This is a genomic window from Rhodococcus sp. BP-241 (genome assembly GCF_019836145.1).
Taxonomy (GTDB): domain Bacteria; phylum Actinomycetota; class Actinomycetes; order Mycobacteriales; family Mycobacteriaceae; genus Rhodococcoides.
Window position 1 is genome coordinate 268283 of the sequence record NZ_JABUEI010000004.1, and the last position, 21067, is coordinate 289349.

At 69.4% G+C, this 21067-nt stretch carries 17 protein-coding genes; 9 read left to right on the plus strand and 8 right to left on the minus strand.

Annotated features, from left to right (window positions below):
- The first annotated feature begins 96 nt into the window (after nt 1–96).
- From trmB to HQ308_RS10495, 3 genes are read left to right on the plus strand one after another with little or no spacing between them, the layout of a single operon-like run.
- Complete coding sequence (trmB, locus tag HQ308_RS10485; protein ID WP_231476385.1) at nt 97–933, plus strand: tRNA (guanosine(46)-N7)-methyltransferase TrmB; 837 nt, start codon at nt 97–99, stop codon at nt 931–933.
- A complete protein-coding gene (locus HQ308_RS10490; RefSeq protein ID WP_027506176.1) occupies nt 930–1622 on the plus strand; it encodes an NYN domain-containing protein in 693 nt (230 codons plus the stop codon). Before trmB ends, HQ308_RS10490 begins: the two co-directional genes overlap by 4 nt.
- Nucleotides 1623–4688, plus strand: a complete 3066-nt coding sequence (locus HQ308_RS10495) for an MMPL family transporter (RefSeq protein WP_222646348.1) — start codon at nt 1623–1625, stop codon at nt 4686–4688.
- Here HQ308_RS10495 and HQ308_RS10500 read toward each other — a convergent pair.
- From HQ308_RS10500 to HQ308_RS10520, 5 genes are all read right to left on the minus strand, one after another.
- Nucleotides 4648–6477 carry a DUF2339 domain-containing protein gene (locus HQ308_RS10500; protein ID WP_222646349.1) on the minus strand — a complete coding sequence of 610 codons (1830 nt, stop codon included), beginning with the start codon at nt 6475–6477 and terminating at the stop codon, nt 4648–4650. The two genes, HQ308_RS10495 and HQ308_RS10500, sit on opposite strands and share 41 nt — an antisense overlap.
- An 88-nt stretch (nt 6478–6565) precedes the next feature.
- Nucleotides 6566–7222, minus strand: a complete 657-nt coding sequence (locus HQ308_RS10505) for a DUF1707 domain-containing protein (RefSeq protein WP_037186162.1) — start codon at nt 7220–7222, stop codon at nt 6566–6568.
- A 28-nt stretch (nt 7223–7250) separates the two neighbouring features.
- Entirely contained in the window at nt 7251–7925 is a 675-nt protein-coding gene (locus HQ308_RS10510; RefSeq protein WP_222646350.1) for a response regulator transcription factor, read from the minus strand.
- The gene (gene macS, locus HQ308_RS10515) at nt 7883–9040 is read right to left on the minus strand and encodes a MacS family sensor histidine kinase (RefSeq protein WP_222632192.1); all 1158 of its coding nucleotides are present in this window, start codon (nt 9038–9040) and stop codon (nt 7883–7885) included. The genes HQ308_RS10510 and macS overlap by 43 nt, the downstream gene beginning before the upstream one ends.
- Entirely contained in the window at nt 9012–10190 is a 1179-nt protein-coding gene (locus tag HQ308_RS10520; RefSeq protein ID WP_308115743.1) for an AI-2E family transporter, read from the minus strand. The genes macS and HQ308_RS10520 overlap by 29 nt, the downstream gene beginning before the upstream one ends.
- Before the next feature lie 103 nt (nt 10191–10293).
- Between HQ308_RS10520 and HQ308_RS10525 the strand changes: the two genes are divergently transcribed.
- The 4 genes from HQ308_RS10525 to HQ308_RS10540 all read left to right on the plus strand — a co-directional run bounded on the left by HQ308_RS10525 (nt 10294) and on the right by HQ308_RS10540 (nt 14019).
- Nucleotides 10294–11742: an adenylate/guanylate cyclase domain-containing protein gene (locus tag HQ308_RS10525; protein ID WP_037186160.1), complete on the plus strand. Its 1449-nt coding sequence runs from the start codon at nt 10294–10296 to the stop codon at nt 11740–11742.
- 30 nt (nt 11743–11772) lie between these two features.
- On the plus strand, nt 11773–12918 hold the full coding sequence (locus tag HQ308_RS10530; protein WP_051613437.1) for a YbhN family protein: 1146 nt from the start codon (nt 11773–11775) through the stop codon (nt 12916–12918).
- A 63-nt stretch (nt 12919–12981) separates the two neighbouring features.
- Nucleotides 12982–13533, plus strand: coding sequence for a YceI family protein (locus tag HQ308_RS10535; protein WP_027506170.1), 552 nt, complete (start codon nt 12982–12984; stop codon nt 13531–13533).
- A gap of 87 nt (nt 13534–13620) precedes the next feature.
- A complete protein-coding gene (locus HQ308_RS10540) occupies nt 13621–14019 on the plus strand; it encodes a DUF3054 domain-containing protein (RefSeq protein WP_222632196.1) in 399 nt (132 codons plus the stop codon).
- A gap of 13 nt (nt 14020–14032) precedes the next feature.
- Here the strand turns inward: HQ308_RS10540 and HQ308_RS10545 are convergent, their stop codons facing one another.
- The 3 genes from HQ308_RS10545 to HQ308_RS10555 form a co-directional block, all read right to left on the minus strand.
- Nucleotides 14033–14770, minus strand: a complete 738-nt coding sequence (locus HQ308_RS10545; protein WP_222646351.1) for a sulfite exporter TauE/SafE family protein — start codon at nt 14768–14770, stop codon at nt 14033–14035.
- A 25-nt stretch (nt 14771–14795) separates the two neighbouring features.
- Entirely contained in the window at nt 14796–16436 is a 1641-nt protein-coding gene (locus HQ308_RS10550) for a penicillin-binding protein (RefSeq protein ID WP_222646352.1), read from the minus strand.
- A gap of 130 nt (nt 16437–16566) precedes the next feature.
- Entirely contained in the window at nt 16567–18468 is a 1902-nt protein-coding gene (locus HQ308_RS10555) for a penicillin-binding transpeptidase domain-containing protein (RefSeq protein WP_308115744.1), read from the minus strand.
- A 132-nt stretch (nt 18469–18600) separates the two neighbouring features.
- On the opposite strand from HQ308_RS10555, the gene HQ308_RS10560 reads away from it, so the two are divergent.
- Together HQ308_RS10560 and HQ308_RS10565 are read left to right on the plus strand one after the other, a co-directional pair.
- A complete protein-coding gene (locus tag HQ308_RS10560; protein ID WP_261775949.1) occupies nt 18601–19278 on the plus strand; it encodes a hypothetical protein in 678 nt (225 codons plus the stop codon).
- Nucleotides 19279–19443: 165 nt separating this feature from the next.
- Nucleotides 19444–21060 carry an ABC-F family ATP-binding cassette domain-containing protein gene (locus tag HQ308_RS10565; RefSeq protein WP_222646353.1) on the plus strand — a complete coding sequence of 539 codons (1617 nt, stop codon included), beginning with the start codon at nt 19444–19446 and terminating at the stop codon, nt 21058–21060.
- The last annotated feature ends 7 nt before the right edge of the window (nt 21061–21067 follow it).

A 21067-nucleotide genomic window follows, 5' to 3' on the forward strand; every position in this document is an offset into this window, starting at 1 on the left:
TTCTCACACGCCGATCCCGGTGTCGGTAGGCCAGAGTCTCGACCTGAAGTCGAGACCCTGCTGTCACGAAATGCGTCCATGGGAGACAATGACAGGATGACCGACCCCCGTGCCGTGGACGCAGCGCCCGAGAACGGCCTGTCCGACGGTGCCGACGAGAGCCGGTCCGGCGGTTCCCGGCTGTATCCCCGGGTGACCAGTTTCCGGTCCCGACGCGGCGCGCTCACCGAACCGCAGCAGGCCTCGTGGGACCGGATGTGGCCCGGCATCGGCCGCGAGGTGGCCGACGAGCCGCTCGACGCCGCGTCGTGGTTCGGCCGGACCGCCCCGGTGGTTCTCGAGATCGGCTCCGGGACCGGCACCGCCGCGCTCGCGATGGCGGCCGCCGAACCGCACGTGAACCTCGTCGCCGTCGAGGTCTACCGACCGGGCATCGCGCAGACGGTCCAGGGGATCGAGCGAGAAGGTCTCTCCAACCTGCGCATTCTGCGGGGCGACGCTGCCGACGTGCTCGAGAACATGGTCGCTCCCGGTTCGCTCGCCGGCGTCCGAGTCTTCTTCCCCGACCCCTGGCCCAAGGCCCGGCACCACAAGCGCCGACTGCTGAAGGCCGCCACATTCGCCCTGGTGGCGGACCGTCTCGAGCCCGGCGGCATTCTCCACGTCGCCACCGACCACGCCGACTACGCGGAGTGGATCGAGGAGGTCGGTGACGCGGAGCCCGCTCTGACGCGGCTGCCGTTCGATGCCGAACGACGTACCGTCGAGGGGTCCTCCCTGTCCGTCGACCGTCCGGTGACGAAGTTCGAGGGCAAGGCCCAGCAGGTCGGCAGGCCGACGAGCGAGTTCGTCTGGGGCAGGCCATCCACCGGAGCGACCGACGTCGCTGCGGCGACGATCACGCGACGAGAGAGCGAGAACCCACTCCGATGAGCGTGGACGAACAGAACACGGACACGGCCGTGCTCGACGGCGCCGGTGATTCTCGCCATACCAAGAAGGTCCTGCTCGTCTGGGATGCGCCCAATCTGGACATGGGCCTCGGCGCCATCCTGGGCGGACGACCCACCGCCGCCTACCGCCCGCGCTTCGATGCGCTGGGCCGATGGCTGCTCGGCCGCACCGCCCAGCTCTCCGCGCACCAGACCGCGAGCCTCGAACCCGAGGCCACCGTCTTCACGAACATCGCCCAGGGCAGCGCCGACGTCGTTCGTCCCTGGGTCGAGGCCTTGCGTAACGTGGGCTTCGCGGTCTTCGCCAAGCCGAAGATCGACGAGGACAGCGACGTCGACTCCGACATGCTCGATCACATCGAGCTCCGCTCACGGGACCACGGTCTCGCGGGAGTGGTGGTCGCGTCCGCGGACGGCCAGGCCTTCCGGCTCCCACTCGAAGCCATCGCGGCAACGGGTGTGCCCGTTCAGATCCTCGGGTTCCGTGAACACGCCAGTTGGGCCGTCACGTCGGAGACTCTCGAGTTCCTGGATCTCGAGGACATCCCCGGCGTGTTCCGCGAACCACTGCCGCGGGTCAGCCTCGAGTCCCTTCCGGACGAGGGCGCCTGGCTGCAGCCGTTCCGTCCGCTGTCCGCCCTGCTCGTCGGGCGTCAAGGAGTGTCCTGAGTGTTTTCTCGCTGGGGAGATCTGGTTCACCGATCACGGTTCACCGTCATCGGTGTGATGGTCGCGTTCCTGCTGGGCCTCGCCGCGTACGGACTCAGCCTCAACGATCACCTGAGTCAGAGCGGCTGGGACGACCCGAACTCGGAGTCGGTGCACGCCGCCGTCACCGCGGACGGCACCTTCGGTCGCGACAGCACCGGCGACGTCGTCGCTCTCTACACCGCACCCGAGGGATCGACGGTCGACGACCCGGCGTTCCAGCAGACCGTCACCGCTGGTCAGGACGCCATGATGGCGGCGCACTCGGACAAGATCTCGAAGATCAACATCAACTACTTCCAGCAGCGGCTCCCCGCGCTGGCCTCGCCCGACAAGACGAAGGCGATCGCCACGTTCGCGATCGCCGGCGCGAACGACACGGAACTGACCAACAACTTCCGTGACGTGAAGGACGCGTTCGCCATCGACGGCGTCGACGTGCAGCTCGCCGGCCTCCAGCCCATCGCGAACGCGCTGAACGACACCATGGCCGGCGACATCAAGCGCATGGAGATCCTCGCCATCCCCGTGGTGGGCGTGCTCCTGTTCTTCGTGTTCGGCGGCGTCGTGGCTGCGGCGTTGCCACTGATCATCGGTGGTCTCACCGTGGTCGCGGCCAACGGCATGGTCCGGCTGTTCACCAATTTCGTCGAGGTCAACAGCTTCGTCGCGCCCGTCGTCTCGCTCATCGGTCTCGGGTTGGCCATCGACTACGCGCTGTTCATCGTCAGCCGGTTCCGAGAGGAACTGGCCGACGGCCGCACGACACAGCAGGCCGTGCAACGCTCCGTCATGACCGCGGGCCGCACGGTCGTCTTCTCGGCGACGATGATTGTCGCGAGCCTCGGCGGTCTGCTGCTCTTCCCGCAGGGCTTCCTCAAGTCCGTCGCGTTCGGTGCGATCGCCACCGTCGCGCTGGCGGCCCTGACCGCCATCACCATTCTCCCGGCGATCCTGTCGATCCTCGGCCCGCGCATCGACGCTCTCGGACTGAAGAGCATGCGCAAGACCAAGACGACCGAGGAGATCGAGTCCGGGCCGTGGGGCAAGCTCACGCGCTGGGTCATGCGGAACCCGCTCAAGGTGTGCGTGCCCATCGTCCTGGGCCTGCTGATCCTCACGCTGCCGGTCGGTGCCATCAAGTTCGGCGGCATCAACGAGACGTACCTGCCGCCGGACAACCCCACCCGTGTCGCCCAGAACGTGTTCGACGAGAACTTCCCGTCCTACCGCACCGAGCCGCTCAAGATCGTGCTCGAGAACGCGGAGGGTCCGCAGTTGGGCACGGTCCTGCGCGAGGCGTCCAACGCTCCCGGGCTCGTCGAACGGTTCTCCATCGAGCGCAACGAGAACGGTGTCGCCGTGCTCAAGGCGGGCCTGGTCGACCGCAACGTGTCGTCGCCGGCCATCGACTACATCCGCTCCATCGACGTTCCCGACGGGGTGACCCTGTCGGTCGGCGGCACGCCCGCCATCGAGCAGGACTCGATCGCGGCGCTCGTGGACCGACTACCCCTCATGGCGACGCTCGTCGTGCTGGTCACGACGCTGCTGATGTTCCTCACGTTCGGGTCGCTGGTGCTCCCCCTCAAGGCCATCCTGATGACCACGCTGGGCCTCGGCGCGACGCTCGGCATCCTCACGTTCATCTTCGTCGACGGCAACGGCGCGGGTCTGCTGAACTTCACTCCCGGGCCGATCATGGCCCCGGTCCTGGTGCTGATCATCGCGATCATCTTCGGGTTGTCGACGGACTACGAGGTGTTCCTGCTCTCCCGCATGGTGGAGGCACGAGCCCGCGGAGCCAGTACGACCGAGGCCATTCGCGTCGGTACCTCGCACACCGGTCGCATCATCACCGCGGCCGCACTGATCCTCATCGTCGTCACGGGCGCCTTCGCCTTCTCCGAGCTGGTGATGATGAAGTACATCGCCTACGGCATGATCGCCGCGCTCATCATCGACGCGACGTTGATCCGCATGTTCCTGGTCCCGGCGACGATGAAGCTGCTCGGCGACGACTGCTGGTGGGCGCCGCAGTGGATGAAGCGCATCCAGCAGAAGCTGGGGCTCGGCGAGCCGATCCTCGACGCCGAGATGATGCCCACCGATGTCCCCGAGCTCGTCGCGATCGGGTCCGCACCGCTCCCGGCGCGGACGCGGGAACCGCTCACCCAGCCGATTCCGCGGGTCATGCAGAGCGGCCCGTCGGCCGCTCGTGCAATGCCCGAGCGCGTCGCACCCGATCGTCCCCGGCCGGTCGCCCCGCGTCCGGCTCCCGAGCGCGTGCAGAAGCCCGCTGTGCAGGAACCCCCGGTGCAGCAGCCCGCCGCGCCGGAGCCCGTCGCACCGCGCGCCGTCGAACCCACGGCACCTCCCGTCGCACCCGCGCCCGCGCCCGCGGAGGAGATTCGGGTCGCCCGCCCGGCAGAGACCCGACCCGCCCGGGCCTCCGACGATCAGCAGAGTCGTCCGACGGCCGGTCCCGAGCCGACGTCGGCCGAGCCGGCACCGCGGAACGGCGCACCCGCCCCGCGCCCCATCGAGAGCTGGCTCGCCGAACTCCGCGCGCCGTCGGTCGCTCAGCGTTCGAACGGCTCGAACGGCTCGAACGGGCACGAGACCACGTCGTTCCGGTACGGCTCGGTCTCGGGCGACGGCATCGATATCGATCGGCCCCGCAACGGCGACAGCAACAGGAACGGCCACTCCAACGGCAACGGGAACGGCACCGGGAACGGTCACGGCAACGGAGGGCCCCACGGGAACGGCTCGCGCACCAGCGCCGAGGTCGATTCCTGGATCGCCGGTCTGCGCATGCCCGAGCGCGAGGATCGGCCGGCACCCGAGCCCGAGACCCACAACCCCTCCACGCCCGAGGTCCCCGAGCCCGACGAGACACCGCCGACGACCACATCGGGTCGCCGGCGGGCTCGGGACGGGGACGACGAGTCGGGCGGTCGTCACCACGGTCAGTCCGGTGCCATCAGTGTGAGCGAGTTGCTGGCCCGCCAGCGTCGGCAGTGACGGCGCGGTCCGCGAACGACCTCGCGTAGCGGGTGCCGATACCGAGCAGCATCACTCCCGCCACCAGGAACGCTGCGGCGCGGGGCAGTCCACCGAGTGCGCTGAGGTCGAACAGGAACAGCTTGGCGATGGCCGAGGCCGCGACGGTCAGACCTGCGGTGAGGACCGCGCGGGCACCGGTGGCGTCGGACAGACCACGCATCAGCAGTGCGACGGCGACGGTCATCCACACGATGGTCGCTGCGCCGTGGCCGACGACGAACCCGGTGCGGCCGCCGATCTCGATGCCGGTGATGACGCACACCGCCGTCGCACCGAAGAGGCCGGCGACTCCCGCCAGGCCGGCGGCGAGGGTTCGGAGCGTCGCGTCCTCGATGGTGCGCAGTGCCGCGAGCACTCCCGCCACAGCCATCGCGATCATGGCGACCGACGCGGGCACCGAGGCCCAGCCGGAGTCGAGCGCGCGAACGGGGCTGCTCAGCGAGTCGACCGAGGTGATCTGCGAGTGTGCGCTGGTTCCGAGGAGGGCGAAGAACGCGCCGGCTGCGGCCGACACACCCGAGCGGGTCCGGGCGCCGACGAGAAGCGCCGTGGTGGCGACCAGCAGCAGGGCGAGAATGCGGACCTGATCGGCCGTGCCCGTCACCAGCGCCGACGCCACCGCCACCGAGGCCGTCGCTGTGAGCACCAGACGAACCGTGGTGACCAGCTCGCGTCGAGCGACCAGGATCGCCACCAGTGCGAGCGCGACCGCAGCGTCGACGCCGCCGGCGACGGGGCGAGAGAACAGCGTCGCGGTGACGAGGACCGCGGCGGCGGTGGCCGCGATCGAGGCGAGCGACGCCGGGTCCACGGCGCGGTGGGCGAGGGTGGTCCACCAGGCGACGACAGCGGTGCCGAAGGACAGTCCCGCGACGACGAGCAGCGGCAGCAGATCGGCGGTCGGGACCGTCTCCACGTGGGCGAGCAGCCCGGCGAGCAGCACCGCTCCGACGACCGGGACGGTGCGGACGACGCGCAACCAGACCCACTGTTCGCGGACCTCGACCGGCGAGGCGGCGATCTGCACGACCACCAGGAATGCGAGGAGCGCCGGCGTGATGCCGCCCGTGGCGACGGGTGCCAGTGTCGCGATGCCGGCCACGACCATCACCGCGAGTGACTGCGACGACCAGCGCAGTGCGACCGCGACACCGAGCGCGGCGACACCGAGTCCCACCACGAGCCCGACGACGGGATGCACCCACCCGTACAGCGCGGTGACGGCGGCGAGGTCGAGATACAGCCCGGCGAATCCCGTCGCGGCGAGTGCGACGGCGCCGACGCGGCCACCGGGTCGGGCGACCACACGGTGCGCGGCGGCGACGAGCGCTCCGGACAGCAACGCACCCGCGGCGACACGAGGACCGGGCCCGAACCAGCCCGACTGCGCCGCGAGCACCACCAGCATCACGACACCGATGGCGGTCACCGCAGCGCCCGCGGCGGCAAGCACACGACTGACGACACCGTCGCGTTGCCACCACGGGGTGGTGTCACGGGGAGGCGTGGGCATCGGGCGCGGGATCGGCCGTACCGGGTGAGTCGACACCGGAGGACTCTGCACCTGTGGCCTCGAGACGGGGTGCTGCTGGGGGGGCCCCTGGAGCGGGGCCTGCATCGGCGAACCGTCGAGCTGCTGTCGGAGGAGACCCAGGTCGTGGCCGACGCGGGCGAGATGCTGCTGCAGGGAGGCGACCTCACCGGACAACACGTGCACGAGTCGCGGATCTATCGAGGGAGTGGTCATATCTCGATCGTGCTGGCCGGGGCCAACCGGGGGAACACGGGAAACTACTCGAGTCCGACGCCGTTCTACTCAGCCGAGGGTGCAGTTCCTACCCGAACATGCGCTTGATGGACGTCCCGAACGGGTGCTTGGCCGTGACGGATCCGAAGCGGATGCGTCCGCGCACGACGACGTGCAGTCCCCCTTCGACGGGCCGGCTGCGCACCTTGTTGGTCGCACTGCCGCCCATGGTGTCGACGCCGTCGAGATCCACCGACGCACCCTCGGGCACCACGACGGTGATGGTGCTGCAGTAGTCGTCCACGTCGATCCGCACCTCGCGCGAGGTCAGAACCGCGGAACTGAAGTCGAGGGTCACCGTGGCCATCTTCGACGCGACCCGGATGGCCGACGGCGCGGTCCAGGTACCGGAACGGGTGACCGTCGACATCGTGGCTCGGATGTCCACGGGTGCACCGTCGGTGGCCGGGTGTCCGGGTGCCGACGTCAGCGCGTCGCTCGGGACCACGGCGAGCGGCCCGGCCTGCTGGGGTGGGCCGCCCTGCAGTGTCATGCCCGGCAGGTCGACCAGCACCGCGTTGAGCTCACCGCGCGTCTTGGCCGCCAGTACCGAGTCCATCCGCTCGGTGAACTCGCCGAGCGACAGCATCCCCTGTCCGACGGCGCGTTGGAGCAGGCCGCCCACGTGCTCTCGTTCGGCGTCGCTCACGCGCATGTTCCTGGGGTCGGTGCCGTCTCCGGTCATGGCGACCAGAGTAGTGAACACGACGCCGTCACTGCAGCCCCTGCTCGAGCGCCCACCGGGTGAGTTCGACACGATTCGCGAGGTGCAGCTTGCGCAGGGTCGCCTGCACGTGGTTCTCGACGGTGCGATGACTGATACCGAGCCGAGTGCCGATCTGTTTGGCGCTCAACCCTTTCGCGACCATGCGCAACACCTCCGTCTCGCGTTCGGTCAGCACGGGAGGCGGTTCCGCAGCCGTGGGGGCGGCTGCCATGCGCCGGTACTCCCCGAGCACCAGCCCGGCCAGTCCGGGCGTGAACACCGCATCGCCGCGACTCGTCGCCTGTACGGCGGACACCAGATCGTCGATGGAGGCGCTCTTCACGAGGTAGCCGGTCGCCCCAGCCTTGACCGCGCCGAGCACGTCGTCCCGTTCGGCGGACGCGGAGAGCACCAGTACCCGACTGTCGGGCGAGACCGCCAGCACCGACGCGGTGCCCTCGGCTCCGGTTCCGTCTCCGAGGTCCATGTCCATGACGACCACCTGCGGCGACGTCGCCCGCGCACGCGCGGTGGCCGAGCGGACTCCGTCGGCGGTGGCCACCACACGGAAGCCCCGCGCGTCGAGGTCCCGCGCCACTCCGTCACGCCACATCGGGTGGTCGTCGACGACCATCACCGTCACCGAGGCGTCGGCGCTGTCCGTGGCAGCGTCAGTTCCCATTCCGTTCCCTCTCCTGGCCTGCTGTCCACCCTCGCACGCCCACCGATGGCTGCCGTCCGGCCCACGATCGAGCCGGAGACGCCGAGCCGTCCCTCCGCACGCGCCTCGTCGAGACGGCCGGGTGCCATTCCTGCTCCGTCGTCGCGCACCGTCACCATCACCTCGTCCCCCAAGTCCTCCACCAGCACGAACACGTGGACGTCGGACCCGCCGTGTCGATGCGCGTTGTCGACGGCGGCGAGCGTCGCGGCCGCGAGCTCCGACGCGGCCGACGCCCGGAGAACGACGGCCTCGGACGGCGCCGAGACCACGGCGCGCGTGCCCACCGCAGCGCGCACCAGCGCGGCCAGGTCGGCAGTGCCGTCGGTACGCCCGGTGGCCGACCCGGACAGCAGGGCGCGGAGCGCAGCCTCCTGGCTGCCGGCGAGATCTGCCAGTTCTGCTGCTGCGCCGCCGATCTCGTGGCCGCGACGACTGACCATGGCCAGCACCTGCAGCACACCGTCGTGCACCTCGCGGGCCAGGCGCTCGCGTTCCGCGGTCGCCGCGGCCAGGGCCACCGCCTCGTCCAGGCGGCTGCGTGCGAGGCGCGCCGTCCGCGCCGCGAGCCCCAGTGCCAGACCGACGGACAACAGCACGGGCCCGGTCGAGTCGCGCCACAACTCGCCGTCGACGGTGCCGCGCACCACGGCGATGGCGGCGGTCATCACTGCCGCCGAGGCGAGCCCCGCTCGGGGGCCTCCCAGGACGGCGGCACCGATCACGGCGTTGGCCACCCAGATCGTCGTCGGGAGCACCTGGTGGTCCTGGCGCCATGCCGGACTCGCCACCAGCAGCGTGCTGCAGATCAATGCCGGCGTCATCATCTGGTCGGCGACGACGACGGGGCGCCGCGCGGGCGTCGTCAGGGTCGCGACGGCCGCGATTCCGGACCAGATGACGGTGACGACGACGAACAGCCAGCTCAGGCGCGGTGCGTCGTACCGGTCCTGGACGACCAACTGGAACCCGACCACGTACAGGACGGTGACCAGTCGGAACGCTGCCGCGGCGCGCCACAGCGGTGCCTCCGCGACACCGGTGGCGTCAGCTCGCGGGACCGTCGACCTCGCCACGGCTCAGCTTCTGGTTCTCGGGGTGCGGACTGTTCGGCGCGGCCGGGAACATCGGTTCCGACGGATCCGTGTCGGCGATCTCCTCGTACGCCTCCTCGGGATCGTCGGCGAGCAGTGAGCGGATAGCGGTATTGGCCATCGCGACGAGCGGCACCGAGAGCAGGCCACCGATGATGCCCGCCATGACGATGCCGGTGGCGATGGCGAGCACCACGGCCAGGGGATGCACACGGACTGCGCGACCGAGCAGGAGTGGTTGCAGCACATGGCCTTCGACCTGCATCACGGCGATGACGATCGCGAGTGCGATGAGCGCCGTGATGAATCCCTTGGTCACCAGGGCGACGAGCACCGCGACGAAGCCGGTGAGCACCGCACCCACGATGGGAATGAACGCTCCGATGAACACCAGTGACGCCAGCGGAAGAGCCAGCGGGACACCGAGGATCGCCAGTCCCGTGCCGATACCGATGGCGTCCACGGCGGCGACCGCGACGGTGGCGCGCACGTACCCCACCAGCGAGCCGAACGCCTGGCTGCCTGCCAACCGGACGCGGCGGCGCGCCCGCGTCGGGACGATCCGGGACACGAAGTCCCAGATCTGCTGTCCGCCGTAGAGGAAGAAGATGAGGGTGAAGAGCACGAGCAGAGCCCCGGTGAGCATCTCGCCGATCACCGCGGCGGTGGTCAACGCGCCACTGGTGAGGGCTTCCTGATTCGACTGCACCGACCGGACCACCGAGTCGCCGGCACTGCGGATCTGGTCCTCGCTGAAGTGCAGGGGCCCCTGCGTCAGCCAGTCCTGGATCTGGGTGACGCTGCCGGTGAACTGCTCCGTGAGGGCGGGGACGCCCTCGATGAACTGCTCGACGACGAACGTCAGGATGCCCACCAGCAGCCCGAGACTGCCGAGGATCGAGACGATGACCGCGACGACGCGCGGGATGCCGCGCCGCTGCATCCAGTCGACGAGCGGGGAGAGCAGCGCCGACGCCAGCAGGGCGAGTGCCACCGGGACGACGACGCTCTCGAGCCGGTGCACGATCATGCCGATCACCACGAGACCGGCGAACAACACCAACAGACGCCACGTCCACGCAGCGCCGACACGTACCACAGGGTGTACCGACTCCGCCGGATCGTCCGTCACCGAGGAAGCCTAACCGAGCACCCGGTAAGTTGACCTCGTGCTGACGCTTCTACGTGCGGTCTCGTTGACCCTGAGAAGTCGCTGGCCGCTGTACCTCGCGTCGATGCTCCTGGCCAATCTGCTCGGCGCGATCCTGGTGTTCGCCTTCGTCCGGTACGGGCTGCCCATTCCCGAGAACGAGTCGATCGTCGTCGATCGGGTGCGCAATGTCTTCATCTTCGGGGCGTACCTGCTCTTCGCGGCCGTCGTCAGCCTCGCGACCGCCGCCGTCATGCTGCGCAGTGTCATGCGGTGGCAGATCCGCGGTGGACCGCCCAGTCGATCCGAGCAGATGGCCGCCCTGCACGCACCGCTGCGCCAGGCCATCGTGCACCTGGTGCTCTGGATCGTGGGCGGCGTCATCTTCATGCTGCTCACCGCGTCGGAGATGCCGTCGCTCGCGGTGGCCGTCGCGGTGACGGTCGCCATGTCCGCGGCGATCACCTTCGGCTTCACCTACATGCTGGGCGAACGCATCCTCCGGCCCGTCGCCGCGCAGGCGCTCAGCGAGGGCAGTTTCGACCGCACGATGACGCCCGGTGTGGGTACACGCATGGCGATGACGTGGGGACTGGGCACACTGATCCCCGTCGTCGGAATCCTGCTGCTGTGCGCGACCCAGCTGACCACCGACCTGGTCTTCTCCCCCGACTCGCTGGCCATCGCCATCAGCCTGCTCTGCGTGCTGGCGATCATTCAGGCGTTCTGTCTGTCAATGCTCACCGCCAGCCAGATCTCCGATCCCATCCGTCAGCTGCGCCGCGCCATCGAGAAGGTGCAGGAGGGCCACACCGAGGTCCAGGTCGAGGTGTTCGACGGCAGTGAGATCGGCCGTCTGCAGGTCGGCTTCAACCGGATGATGGCCGACGCGTCGGAGCGTGCAGTCCTGCGCGAGCTGTTCGGGCAGCACGTCGGTGAGGACGTCGCGCGGCGCGCCCTCAAGTTCGGCACCGAGCTCGGCGGCGAGACCCGATTCGTCGCGGTGCTGTTCGTCGACATGGTCGGCTCGACGGCCGCCGCCTCCGAACGTCCGCCCGGCGAGGTCGTCGACCTGCTCAACGACTTCTTCCGCGTCGTCGTCGACGTGGTCGACCGGCACCACGGCTTCGTCAACAAGTTCGTGGGCGACGCGGCGCTGGCCATCTTCGGCGCGCCCCTGGATCGCCCGGACGCACCCACCGCGGCACTGTCCGCAGCGCGGGAACTGCGCAGCGAGCTCACCGAGATCGCCGGACTCGACATCGGCATCGGCGTGTCGGCCGGACTGGCGGTGGCGGGAAACATCGGCGCCAAGGAACGCTTCGAGTACACCGTCATCGGTGATCCGGTGAACGAGGCGTCGCGCCTGACGGAACTCGCGAAGTTCACTCCCAGTCGGGTTCTCGCGTCGACGTCGGCACTGTACTTCGCCGACGAGGACGAGCAGTCCGAGTGGGAACTGGGCGAGAAGGTGCAGCTGCGCGGACGGCGGCGCGCGACGCACCTGGCCTCCCCGGTCGACTATCCGCGCTGATCGTCGGCACCGTTCGTTACTCTCGGTGCCGTGGTAGTTCCGGAGCAGGGCCGATCCGCTGGGTCGCCCCGCGCCGGTGGCAGATGGCGATGGCTGCGCTGGGTGGCCGCGGTCGCCCTCGTGGCGTTGCTGGTCGGTGAGGGTGTCTACCTGTGGCCGCGCCTGCACGAGTCGTGGCGCGCCCTCACCGAGATCCACTGGGGATGGGCCGCGGCCTGCGTCGTGATGCAAGCGATCTCGCTGTCCGCGTTCGCGCGTGTCCAGAAGCAGTTGCTGCGCGCGGGCGGTGTCCGCGTATCGCAGCGACGCTCGCTCTCCGTCATCTACGGCAGCACCGCCATGGCGCTGACACTGCCGGCCGGCCAGGTCTTCTCCACAGCGTTCACGTACCGCGAGACACGCCGCTGGGGCGCGAGCCCGGTGGTCGCGTCGTGGCAGCTCGCCATCTCCGGCGTCATCGCCGCGCTCGGGCTGGCTGTCCTGGGCGTGACGGGAGCCTTCCTCGTCGGCGGCAGCGCCAACACCCTCGCACTGATCGTCCCCGTCGCGGGCGTGATCGCCCTCATCGCCGGCGTGCGCTACGTCCGCTCCCACCCGCAGTCGATCGTGGGCATCGGCCGGTGGGGGCTGTCGAAGTACAACTCGCTGCGCAACAACGATCCCGACACGGGCATGGCCCGGCTGGACGAGATCGTCGAGCAGGTGAAGTCGGTACGCCTCGGTGCCCGCGACGGCACGGTGTCGCTCGGCTTCTCCGCGGTGCACCGCCTCGCGGACGTCGCGTGCCTCGGGTTCGCCTGCTACGCCATCGGCGCGGATCCGAAGATCTACGGGCTCCTCATCGCCTTCTCGGCCAGCAAGACGGTGGGGTCCATCCCCGGTGCGCCCGGTGGTCTGGTCATCGTGGACGCCACTCTCATCGCGACCCTCACCACCGCGGCCAGCATCAGCGCGTCACAAGCGGTCGCGTCCGCACTGGTGTATCGCCTGGTCAGCTTCATCCTGGTGGCACTCGTCGGCTGGGTCGTCTTCCTGATCCTGTTCCGCAAGCATCAGCACGAGGACCTGCACTTCGATCTCGCCGTCGAGCAGCGCGAGCGGACGGAACTTCGGGAGCGGACGGAACAGCCGTCGGCCACCCACCCGCTCGGCAAGGATTCTCCTCCGCGGGAATAGATGCGGACCGCGGTCCGGTTGTGTACTGTGAGGCTTGAACCTTCAACCACACAGGAGTTCGTCATGACTGCAGCAGTGTCCGTCCCCCAGCTCACCGCCGGCACGTGGGCCATCGATGCCACCCACTCGACCGTCGGGTTCACCGTCCGCCACCTGATGGTGAGCAAGGTCCGTGGCCGTTTCCAGACCTTCACCGGCACCATCACGGTCGACGAGAACGGCGCGCCCACCATCGACGCCGAGATCGACGTCGCCTCCATCACCACCGACAACGCGCAGCGCGACGGCCACCTCAAGACCGCCGACTTCTTCGAGGTCGAGAAGTTCCCCACTGCCACCTTCCGGTCCACCTCGGTCAAGGCCAAGGGCGACGACTTCGTGCTCACCGGTGACTTCACGCTGCACGGCGTGACCAAGTCCATCGATCTGAACGTCGAGTTCAACGGTGTCAACGCCGGCATGGGCAACGGACCGGTCGCCGGCTTCGAGGCCACCACCACGATCAACCGCAAGGACTTCGGCATCAGCATCGACATGCCCCTCGAGGGTGGCGGCGCCGTCGTCGGCGACAAGATCGGCCTGCTGCTCGAGATCGAGGCCGGCCACCAGGCCTGATCTCCTCCCGGAAAGACCCGCTCGACGCCCGCACAGCCGGCGCCGGTGCGGGTCTTTCCGCGTCTCGGCGCCTCGTAGTCTGGTGGCATGCCCGCGCGCACCCGCACTCCCGCCCTGTCGGCCCTCGCAGTGCCGGCGGTGATCGACGTCGTTCTCGTCCTCGTCTTCAGCGCCATCGGCCGAGGCAGCCACGAGGAGGGCGTGACCGTCGGGGGCACTCTGTCGACGGCCTGGCCGTTCCTCGTCGGCCTCGCCGTGGGATGGGCGGTGACCTACGCGCTGTACCGCGAGAAGTTCGTCGCGGTGTCCCTGGTCCCCACCGGGGTTCTCGCGTGGATCGGCGCCGTGGTCGTGGGCATGGTGCTGCGGCAGGTGTCCGGCGAGGGAACGGCCTTCAGCTTCATCGTGGTCGCGACGGTGACGCTGGCGGTGTTCCTGCTCGGGTGGCGTCTCGTCGCCCGCCTCGCGCAGCGTCGTCGCGCCTGACCCACACAGTTCCTCAGCCCAGCCACAGCCACGCTGCGAGGCCGAACCCGCACAGCGCCACGGCGATCCGGAGCGGATTCGGCGGAAGGTGTCTCACGATGCGCGGGCCGAGCGTTCCCCCGGCGATGGTGCCGATTCCCATCGCCAGTGCGGCGAGCCAGTTCACCTGGCCGGAGAACGCGAATATCACCGCGGCGACCAGGTTGGCCACGCCCAGCAGGTAGCTCTTGAGGAGCGTTGCGCGCCAGACGGTTTCGGCCGTGCAGATCAGCGTCAGCGCCATGAAGATGACGCCCGCACCCGCGCCGAAGTAGCCGCCGTAGATCGCGACGAGGAAGATCGCGCTCGGATACAGCACCGGGAACGTCCGGTCACCGGCGAGGACGCGGATCCGCGGCTGCAGCAGCATGGCGACGGATGCGAGAACGACCAGGATCGGCACGACCGCCTCGAACGTCTCCCCCGGCGCGCGCAGCAGGACGACGGCTCCCGCGATGCCGCCCAGCGCGGCCCACAGGGTGAGCCAGAGCAGCGAACGACCGCTCTTGGCAAGCTCTTTGACCGACGACGCGGTGGCACCCACACCGGCCCCGACGAGCGCCACGGTGTTGGTCACGTTGGCCGCGACCGGTGGCAGCCCCACCGCCAGCAGCGCGGGGTACGACACGAGCGACGCCAGGCCGGTGATGTAGCCGATGACTCCGGCACCGAAGCCCGCCGCGATCAGCAGGACGAACTCGGTGACGGTCACGGGGTGAAACGTAGCAAGCCGGTGATCACTCCGAGGGCGAGGCCATCTCGCGCATCAGCATGTTCGTCATGCGCGCCGCGGCATCGGTTCCGTCGGCGTCCTCGATGTAGACCGCGAAGGCCAGATCGCCCTTGGTGCCGAGGAACCAGCGATCGTCTCCGTTGTCCCCGGCGAGCCCGGTGACCGACGGATCGCTGACACCTTCGCTGCGGGCGTTGTCACGCAGTGTGTTCCGCAGCGAGGTCAGCACGGCCGGGGCGACGGGCGAGCCCGCACCGGACACCGTCGCCGGTGCGCCGCCGACGATCATCGGAGCCGGTGCCGATCCACGAGCGACGGCCGCCGCCATCTCGGCGAGGCCGAAGGGTGTCACCGTCATGCCGGATACGGACGACGTCCGGCTGACACCGCGGAACTGGTCCACCGCCGACTGGCCGTCGGGGAGCGAGGCGGTGACGGCGTCGAGACCGGGGATGTCGAAGGAGGTACCCAAGCCGAACTGGCGTGCGGCGTCGGAGAATCCGATCTTCTGGCGATCGGCCGACGCCTGGATCACGTCCACGAGCGTCCCGGCGGGATAGAGGCCGGTGAACGCCGGCGTGCCCTCGTCGTTGGCGTAACTGTTCTGCGCGGTGGCGACGACGGCGCCGGTGGACGGCTTCATGACCACGATCGAGGCCGGGGTCCCGACGCTGACGGCGGCGGTCTCCGCAGCGAGCTGCACGGCCGGGTCGAGAGTGGACGTGATGTCGGGTGATCCCGGACCCTGGAAACCTGCCAGTCGGGTGGTCTCGCCGTCGGTGTCCGCGACCTCGACAGCCCAGCCCGCGGTGGCGTCCCGGGAGTCCTGCCACACGGTCCGCAGCGAGTCCAGCACCGGCGACGTCAGCCGCCGGTCACCGGCGATGAGCTTGGGTTCCGCGTAGAGGACCACACCGGGGATCGCACGCAGGTCGTCCTCCAGCACGGCGTAGTCGTCGGCACGCAGGTTCACGGCGGTGATCTCGGCACCGGGGTCCGCCGCGACGTCGGCCTGGAGCGACTCGGACGTGATCAGCGGCGCCACGATGTCGATGACGTCGGCGAGGCGGGACGTCGTGTCGGCCAGGTCGGAGGTCGCGGAGGGATCGAGCCGCACGGAGGCGACGTTCTGTTCCGCCATCATCACGGCGCCCGAGGCGTCGAGCACGCGCGGTGCGGGTGCATCGGTCCGGGCGTAGCGGACGGACCCACCGGCACGCAGTTCCGGGGCGAGGATCGACGGATCCCACGAGATGCGCCAGCCGACGCCGAGCTTGCGCGTCGACCCCTGGGTGGTGACGCGCCACTCGCGCGAGTCCTGGCCGCGGGGTTCGCCGAACGACCAGGTGGAGTCGACGGTGAAGAAGCCGGACTCGTCGTCCAGGCCGATGTACTGCGACATGCGGCTCGTCGAGACTCCGGGCCCCATCGAGTCGAACATGGCGCCGATCGTTTGGGCCGCGGCATTGGGGTAGGAGGTCAGCGCGGCGGCCGCGGCCACGTCACGTTGATCGAGGGCGGCGACGAACCGGTCCACCAGCACCGCCGCCTCACTGCGAGGCTTGTTCACCACGAACGAGGCGACAGTCGCGAGCGACACGAACACTGCGAGCAGCGCGACGACGTACCTGGAACGCAGAACCATGCCCCAATAATCACATGAGTCACACCAGTAACACAGCACGGTGAGCACTCGGACCGGTCACGATCCGGTCACCCCGTGCGCCTTGTGCGTATCCAGGGGTGCGCAAAAGGCGCACAGGGCCGAAGGCCACTCAGCGCAGGAAGGATCCCGCCACCGTCAGCGCCGGCGCGGAGGAGTCGCCGCCCTCGACGAACACGGCGAACGCCAGGTCACCGCGGATGCCGACGAACCAGCCGTGCGCCGGGCCGCTCGCGACCTCGGCGGTGCCGGTCTTACCGAGCAGTCCGTCGATGTCCTGCAACTGCGTCGCCGTACCGGCGGTGACCGTCTCCCGCATCATGGCGCGCAGCTGGTCGGTCACCTCCGCCGGCGGGGCTGCGACGGTGCGATCCGCGGTACCGGGTCGTCCGGTGATCATGGTCGGCGACGGGGTGGATCCGTCCGCGATGGACGCCGCGACCAGGGCCATGCCGAACGGGGACGCGGTGACGGTGCCCTGCCCGATCGCGCTCTCGACGCGCTCGGCCGACGTCGTCGCGGGCGGAACGCTGCCGGTCACGGTGGTGAGCCCGGGTGTCAGGTAGTCGACGCCGAGCCCGAACTGCAGGGCCGCCTGCTGCAGCGCGTCGTCGGGCAGATCGACGGCCAGCTGACCCATGGTGGTGTTGCACGAACGCGCGAAGGCCGTCTGGAGCGGAACCGATCCGAGGTCGAAGTTGTCGTCGTTGGGGATGGTCCGGCCCTCGATGTTCGCGGATCCGGGGCACGGCACCACGGTCGTGGGGGTGACGGTGCCCGCCTGCAGTGCCGCCGAGGTGGTGACGGTCTTGAAGGTGGAGCCCGGCGGGTACAGGCCCGTGAGGGCGATCGGGCCCTGCGCGTCCGCGGCCGAGTTCTGCGCGACGGCCACGACGTCTCCGGTGGAGGGCCGGATCGCCACGACGGCCGCGGCGTTCGCTGTCGACGCGAGAGCGTTCTCCGCCTTGAGCTGCAACAGTGTGTCGAGCGTGACCTGGATGTCCGGGCCGACGGTCGCCTCGACGCCGGTCACCCGCTGGGCGACGGAACCGTCGGCGGCCACCAACTGCACGGCCCACCCGGCGGTGGCGTCCTGCTGCTCCTGCCACAGCTGCGCCACGTCGTTCAGCGCGGGAGAGGACAGTGCGCGATTCTCGGTCAGGAGCCGCGTCTGCGGCGCCAGAGTGACGCCGGGCAAGGCGGAGAGCAGGGACTCGATGGGGGCGAGATCCTCCTGCCGCAGGCTCACGGCCGTCACCGACGGAGCGCTCGACTGCGCGTCACGAAGGGATTCCGCCGTGACCGTCGGCGCGAACGGCGACACCAGTGCCGCGACGGCGCCGGGATCGGCGGTCTGGTCGAGATTCACCAGCGTCACCACCTGCTGCGACATGAGTGGCGCTCCCGAGGTGTCGACGACGCGAGGCGCGGTCGACGCGGTGACGGGCGTGTACCGAACCGTCGTCTCCGGAGTCAGGCCCGGTACGACGACACCCGGGTTCCAGGTGACCTTCAGCCCCTGTCCGCCGTCGGCGACGGATCCGGTCGTCGTGTAGGTCCAGACGCGTTCCGCGTCCGCCGGGGCCGACGTGGTGGGAGCTGCCGTGGTGGTCGCCGTCGCGGATGCGGTGCCGGTCGCGGGTGCCTCCGCATCCTCGGGCGGTGCAAAGGACCAGGAGGCGGACAGTGTGAACGTCTGCTGCTCGTCGTCTGCCTGGCTCACCGTGAACCGCGGTGTCGCCGTGACTGTTCCGCCACCGCCGAGTCCGTCGTACATCTGGGTGAGCACCGCGGTCGCTGCCGCCGGATCCGAGGTCAACTCTGCCGCGGCGCCCACGTTCTGTGTGCTGAGCGCTTCGGCGAACCGATCGGCCGTCACACGGGACGCCGGGGGCTCGTCGGCACTGCACGCGGTGGCGGCGAGCGCGACCGCGATGGTCGCGGCGGCGAGACGGAGTCCGCTGCTGGTGGAGGGGCCGAATCGGCGGGACGGTCGAGACATCAGCGAAGGCACGCACTGATAGTGCCCCACCGATCCGTCGGTCACACGACGCGACGAACTCTTGACGCTCGGCGCGACGTGTGTAATCTTGTAATCACTGGCGTTGTAATCAAGTAATCGCGCCACTGACGAAAGTAGAACATCATGAATCCCCATGACACCTTCCCCTTCGGAGAACGACCCTCCAGTCCCTTCGGTCGAGGTGACGCACCCCGGCGCGGTGGACCCCACGGACACGGCCGCGGTCGCGGCGCAAAGCGCGGCGAACGCGTCGGCCGGCCCGGCGGATGGCAGCAGAAAGACGTACCCGACGCAGGCGATGCGGAACAGTGGTTCCTGGGCCGCCTGCCCGACGACTGGTTCGACGGCACCGCCACGGTCGAGGTCGACCGCGAGGAAATCGTCGTGATCGGCGAACTGAACGCCCCCGAGTCCGATGCCGGCGTCGAGGGCCGCATCGCTCGATTCCGTGAGTCCACCCGCGACGATCGCATGCGTATCGCCGACGAGGCCGAGGCACGCTACGGCCGCAAGGTCGCCTGGGGTGTCACCATCGACGGCGACACCACCCTCTTCACCCACCTCGCGGTGCCGGTCATGACTCGACTGCGTCAGCCCGAACGCAAGGTGCTCGACACCCTCGTCGACGCCGGCGTCGCACGCTCGCGCGCCGACGCGCTCGCCTGGGCCGTACGCCTGACCGGAGACCACATCGACCCGTGGCTCGCAGAACTGCGCGAGGCCATGGCGAAGGTGGACGACCTGCGGGCCCAGGGACCCGACGTCCGGAACACTCACACTCAGGACGACGAGACCGACTGATTCACAGCCGTATTCGACATCTCTGTTGACCGTTCTGCGCTGCCGACCTAGAGTTGGTAGCTCATCGTCCCCGACGAACGGACAGGCAGTTGCTCCTCTCGTAAGTAGTGCGGATCCCACCGACGCGCACGTCGCGGTGGCACGACACTCCTCTCGAGGTGCTCCATGTCAGTATCACCCTCCGTCGTTCTCTCCGATCTCACCTTCTCCTGGCCCGACGGCCGGCCTGTCCTCGACGGCCTGGACGCATCGTTCATGCCGCGCCGGACCGGCCTCGTCGGCACCAACGGAGCGGGCAAATCCACTCTGCTGCACCTGATCACCGGGCGGTATCGACCGCAGCGCGGGTCCGTGCGCGTCACCGGCACCGTCGGCCATCTTCCCCAGCAGGTGGTCACGAACGTCTCGGACACCGTCGCTGATCTCCTCGGCATCGGAGACGTCCGACGGGCCCTGGCACGCATCGAGCACGGCAGCACCGATCCCGACGACTTCACCGTCGTCGGGACGGACTGGGACGTCGAGGAGCGCACTCTCGCGTTGCTCGACTCGGCCGGCCTCGGCGAGAGTCTGGGCACGGCAGCAGATCTCGATCGACCGATGAGAACCCTGTCGGGGGGCGAGTCGACGCTCGTCGCACTCGTCGGTCAGGTGATCCGGCGGCCCTCCGTCCTGCTTCTCGACGAGCCGACGAACAACCTGGACCGACGCGCTCGATCCGCTCTGGGACGAGTACTCGACGAGTTCTCCGGCGCCGTCGTCGTCGCGAGTCACGACCAGGGCCTGCTCGACACCATGGACGACATCGCCGAACTCCACTCGGTACGGTCGTCGCCCGCGTCGCTCCGGATGTTCGGCGGCAACTGGACGCACTACCGGAGCGTCGTGGAGGGCGAGCAGGAGGCGGCGCGGGCCGCGGCGCGGTCGGCCGATCAGGATCTGCGCCGGCAGAAGCGGGATCTGGTCGAGGCGCAGACCACTGTGGCCCACCGGCGACGGATGGGAGAGAAAGCATCTCGCGAGAAGCGGGTACCGAAGATCGTCGCCCACAACCGGCGCAGCGCCGCACAGGAGTCGGCTGCCAAGTACCGCATCGGACACGAGGACCGCGTGGCGGATGCCCGCGCCCGCGCCGACGAGGCGCACGAGATGATTCGTGACGACACCGAGATCGTGGTGGATCTGCCCGAGACGGCGGTGCACGCGTCGAAGTCGGTGGCGTCGACGGGCGAGATGCTGCTCGATCTGGACGGTCGGTACCCGGACAGGACGGTCGAACTCACGATCATGGGCCCGGAACGCATCGCGCTCGTCGGGGACAACGGAGTCGGCAAGACGACTCTCCTGCGATCTCTGGCGCCGTCGGTGCCGACCGCGGTGCTGCCGCAATCCCTCGACGTGTTCGACGACGATGCGTCCGTGGTGGAGAACGTCCGCCGCGCGGCACCGGACACGTCGATCACCGACGTCCGAACTCGGCTCGCTCGCTTCCTCTTCCGCGGTCGGCGGGCCGACGCGGTGGTGCACACCCTGTCGGGCGGGGAACGGGTGCGCGCGGCCCTCGCGATGCTGCTGCTGGCCGATCCGGCTCCACAGCTGCTCATTCTCGACGAACCGACGAACAACCTGGATGTCGCGTCCAGGACGCACCTGAGCACGGCGCTGTCGTCGTATCGGGGAGCCCTGATCGTGGTCAGCCACGACGAGGCGTTCCTCGATGCGCTGGGGATCACGCGGCGGGTCGATCTGACCGCCGACGGGCTCACCTCGACGTCCACCTGAGATCGCC

Coding starts and splice junctions, on each gene's coding strand:
- trmB (WP_231476385.1), top strand. CDS start 97: ATGACCGACCCCCGTGCCGTGGACGCAGCGCCCGAGAACGGCCTGTCC.
- HQ308_RS10490 (WP_027506176.1), top strand. CDS start 930: ATGAGCGTGGACGAACAGAACACGGACACGGCCGTGCTCGACGGCGCC.
- HQ308_RS10500 (WP_222646349.1), bottom strand. CDS start 6,477: ATGACCACTCCCTCGATAGATCCGCGACTCGTGCACGTGTTGTCCGGT.
- HQ308_RS10505 (WP_037186162.1), bottom strand. CDS start 7,222: ATGACCGGAGACGGCACCGACCCCAGGAACATGCGCGTGAGCGACGCC.
- HQ308_RS10510 (WP_222646350.1), bottom strand. CDS start 7,925: ATGGGAACTGACGCTGCCACGGACAGCGCCGACGCCTCGGTGACGGTG.
- HQ308_RS10525 (WP_037186160.1), top strand. CDS start 10,294: ATGCTCCTGGCCAATCTGCTCGGCGCGATCCTGGTGTTCGCCTTCGTC.
- HQ308_RS10535 (WP_027506170.1), top strand. CDS start 12,982: ATGACTGCAGCAGTGTCCGTCCCCCAGCTCACCGCCGGCACGTGGGCC.
- HQ308_RS10540 (WP_222632196.1), top strand. CDS start 13,621: ATGCCCGCGCGCACCCGCACTCCCGCCCTGTCGGCCCTCGCAGTGCCG.
- HQ308_RS10550 (WP_222646352.1), bottom strand. CDS start 16,436: ATGGTTCTGCGTTCCAGGTACGTCGTCGCGCTGCTCGCAGTGTTCGTG.
- HQ308_RS10560 (WP_261775949.1), top strand. CDS start 18,601: ATGAATCCCCATGACACCTTCCCCTTCGGAGAACGACCCTCCAGTCCC.
- HQ308_RS10565 (WP_222646353.1), top strand. CDS start 19,444: ATGTCAGTATCACCCTCCGTCGTTCTCTCCGATCTCACCTTCTCCTGG.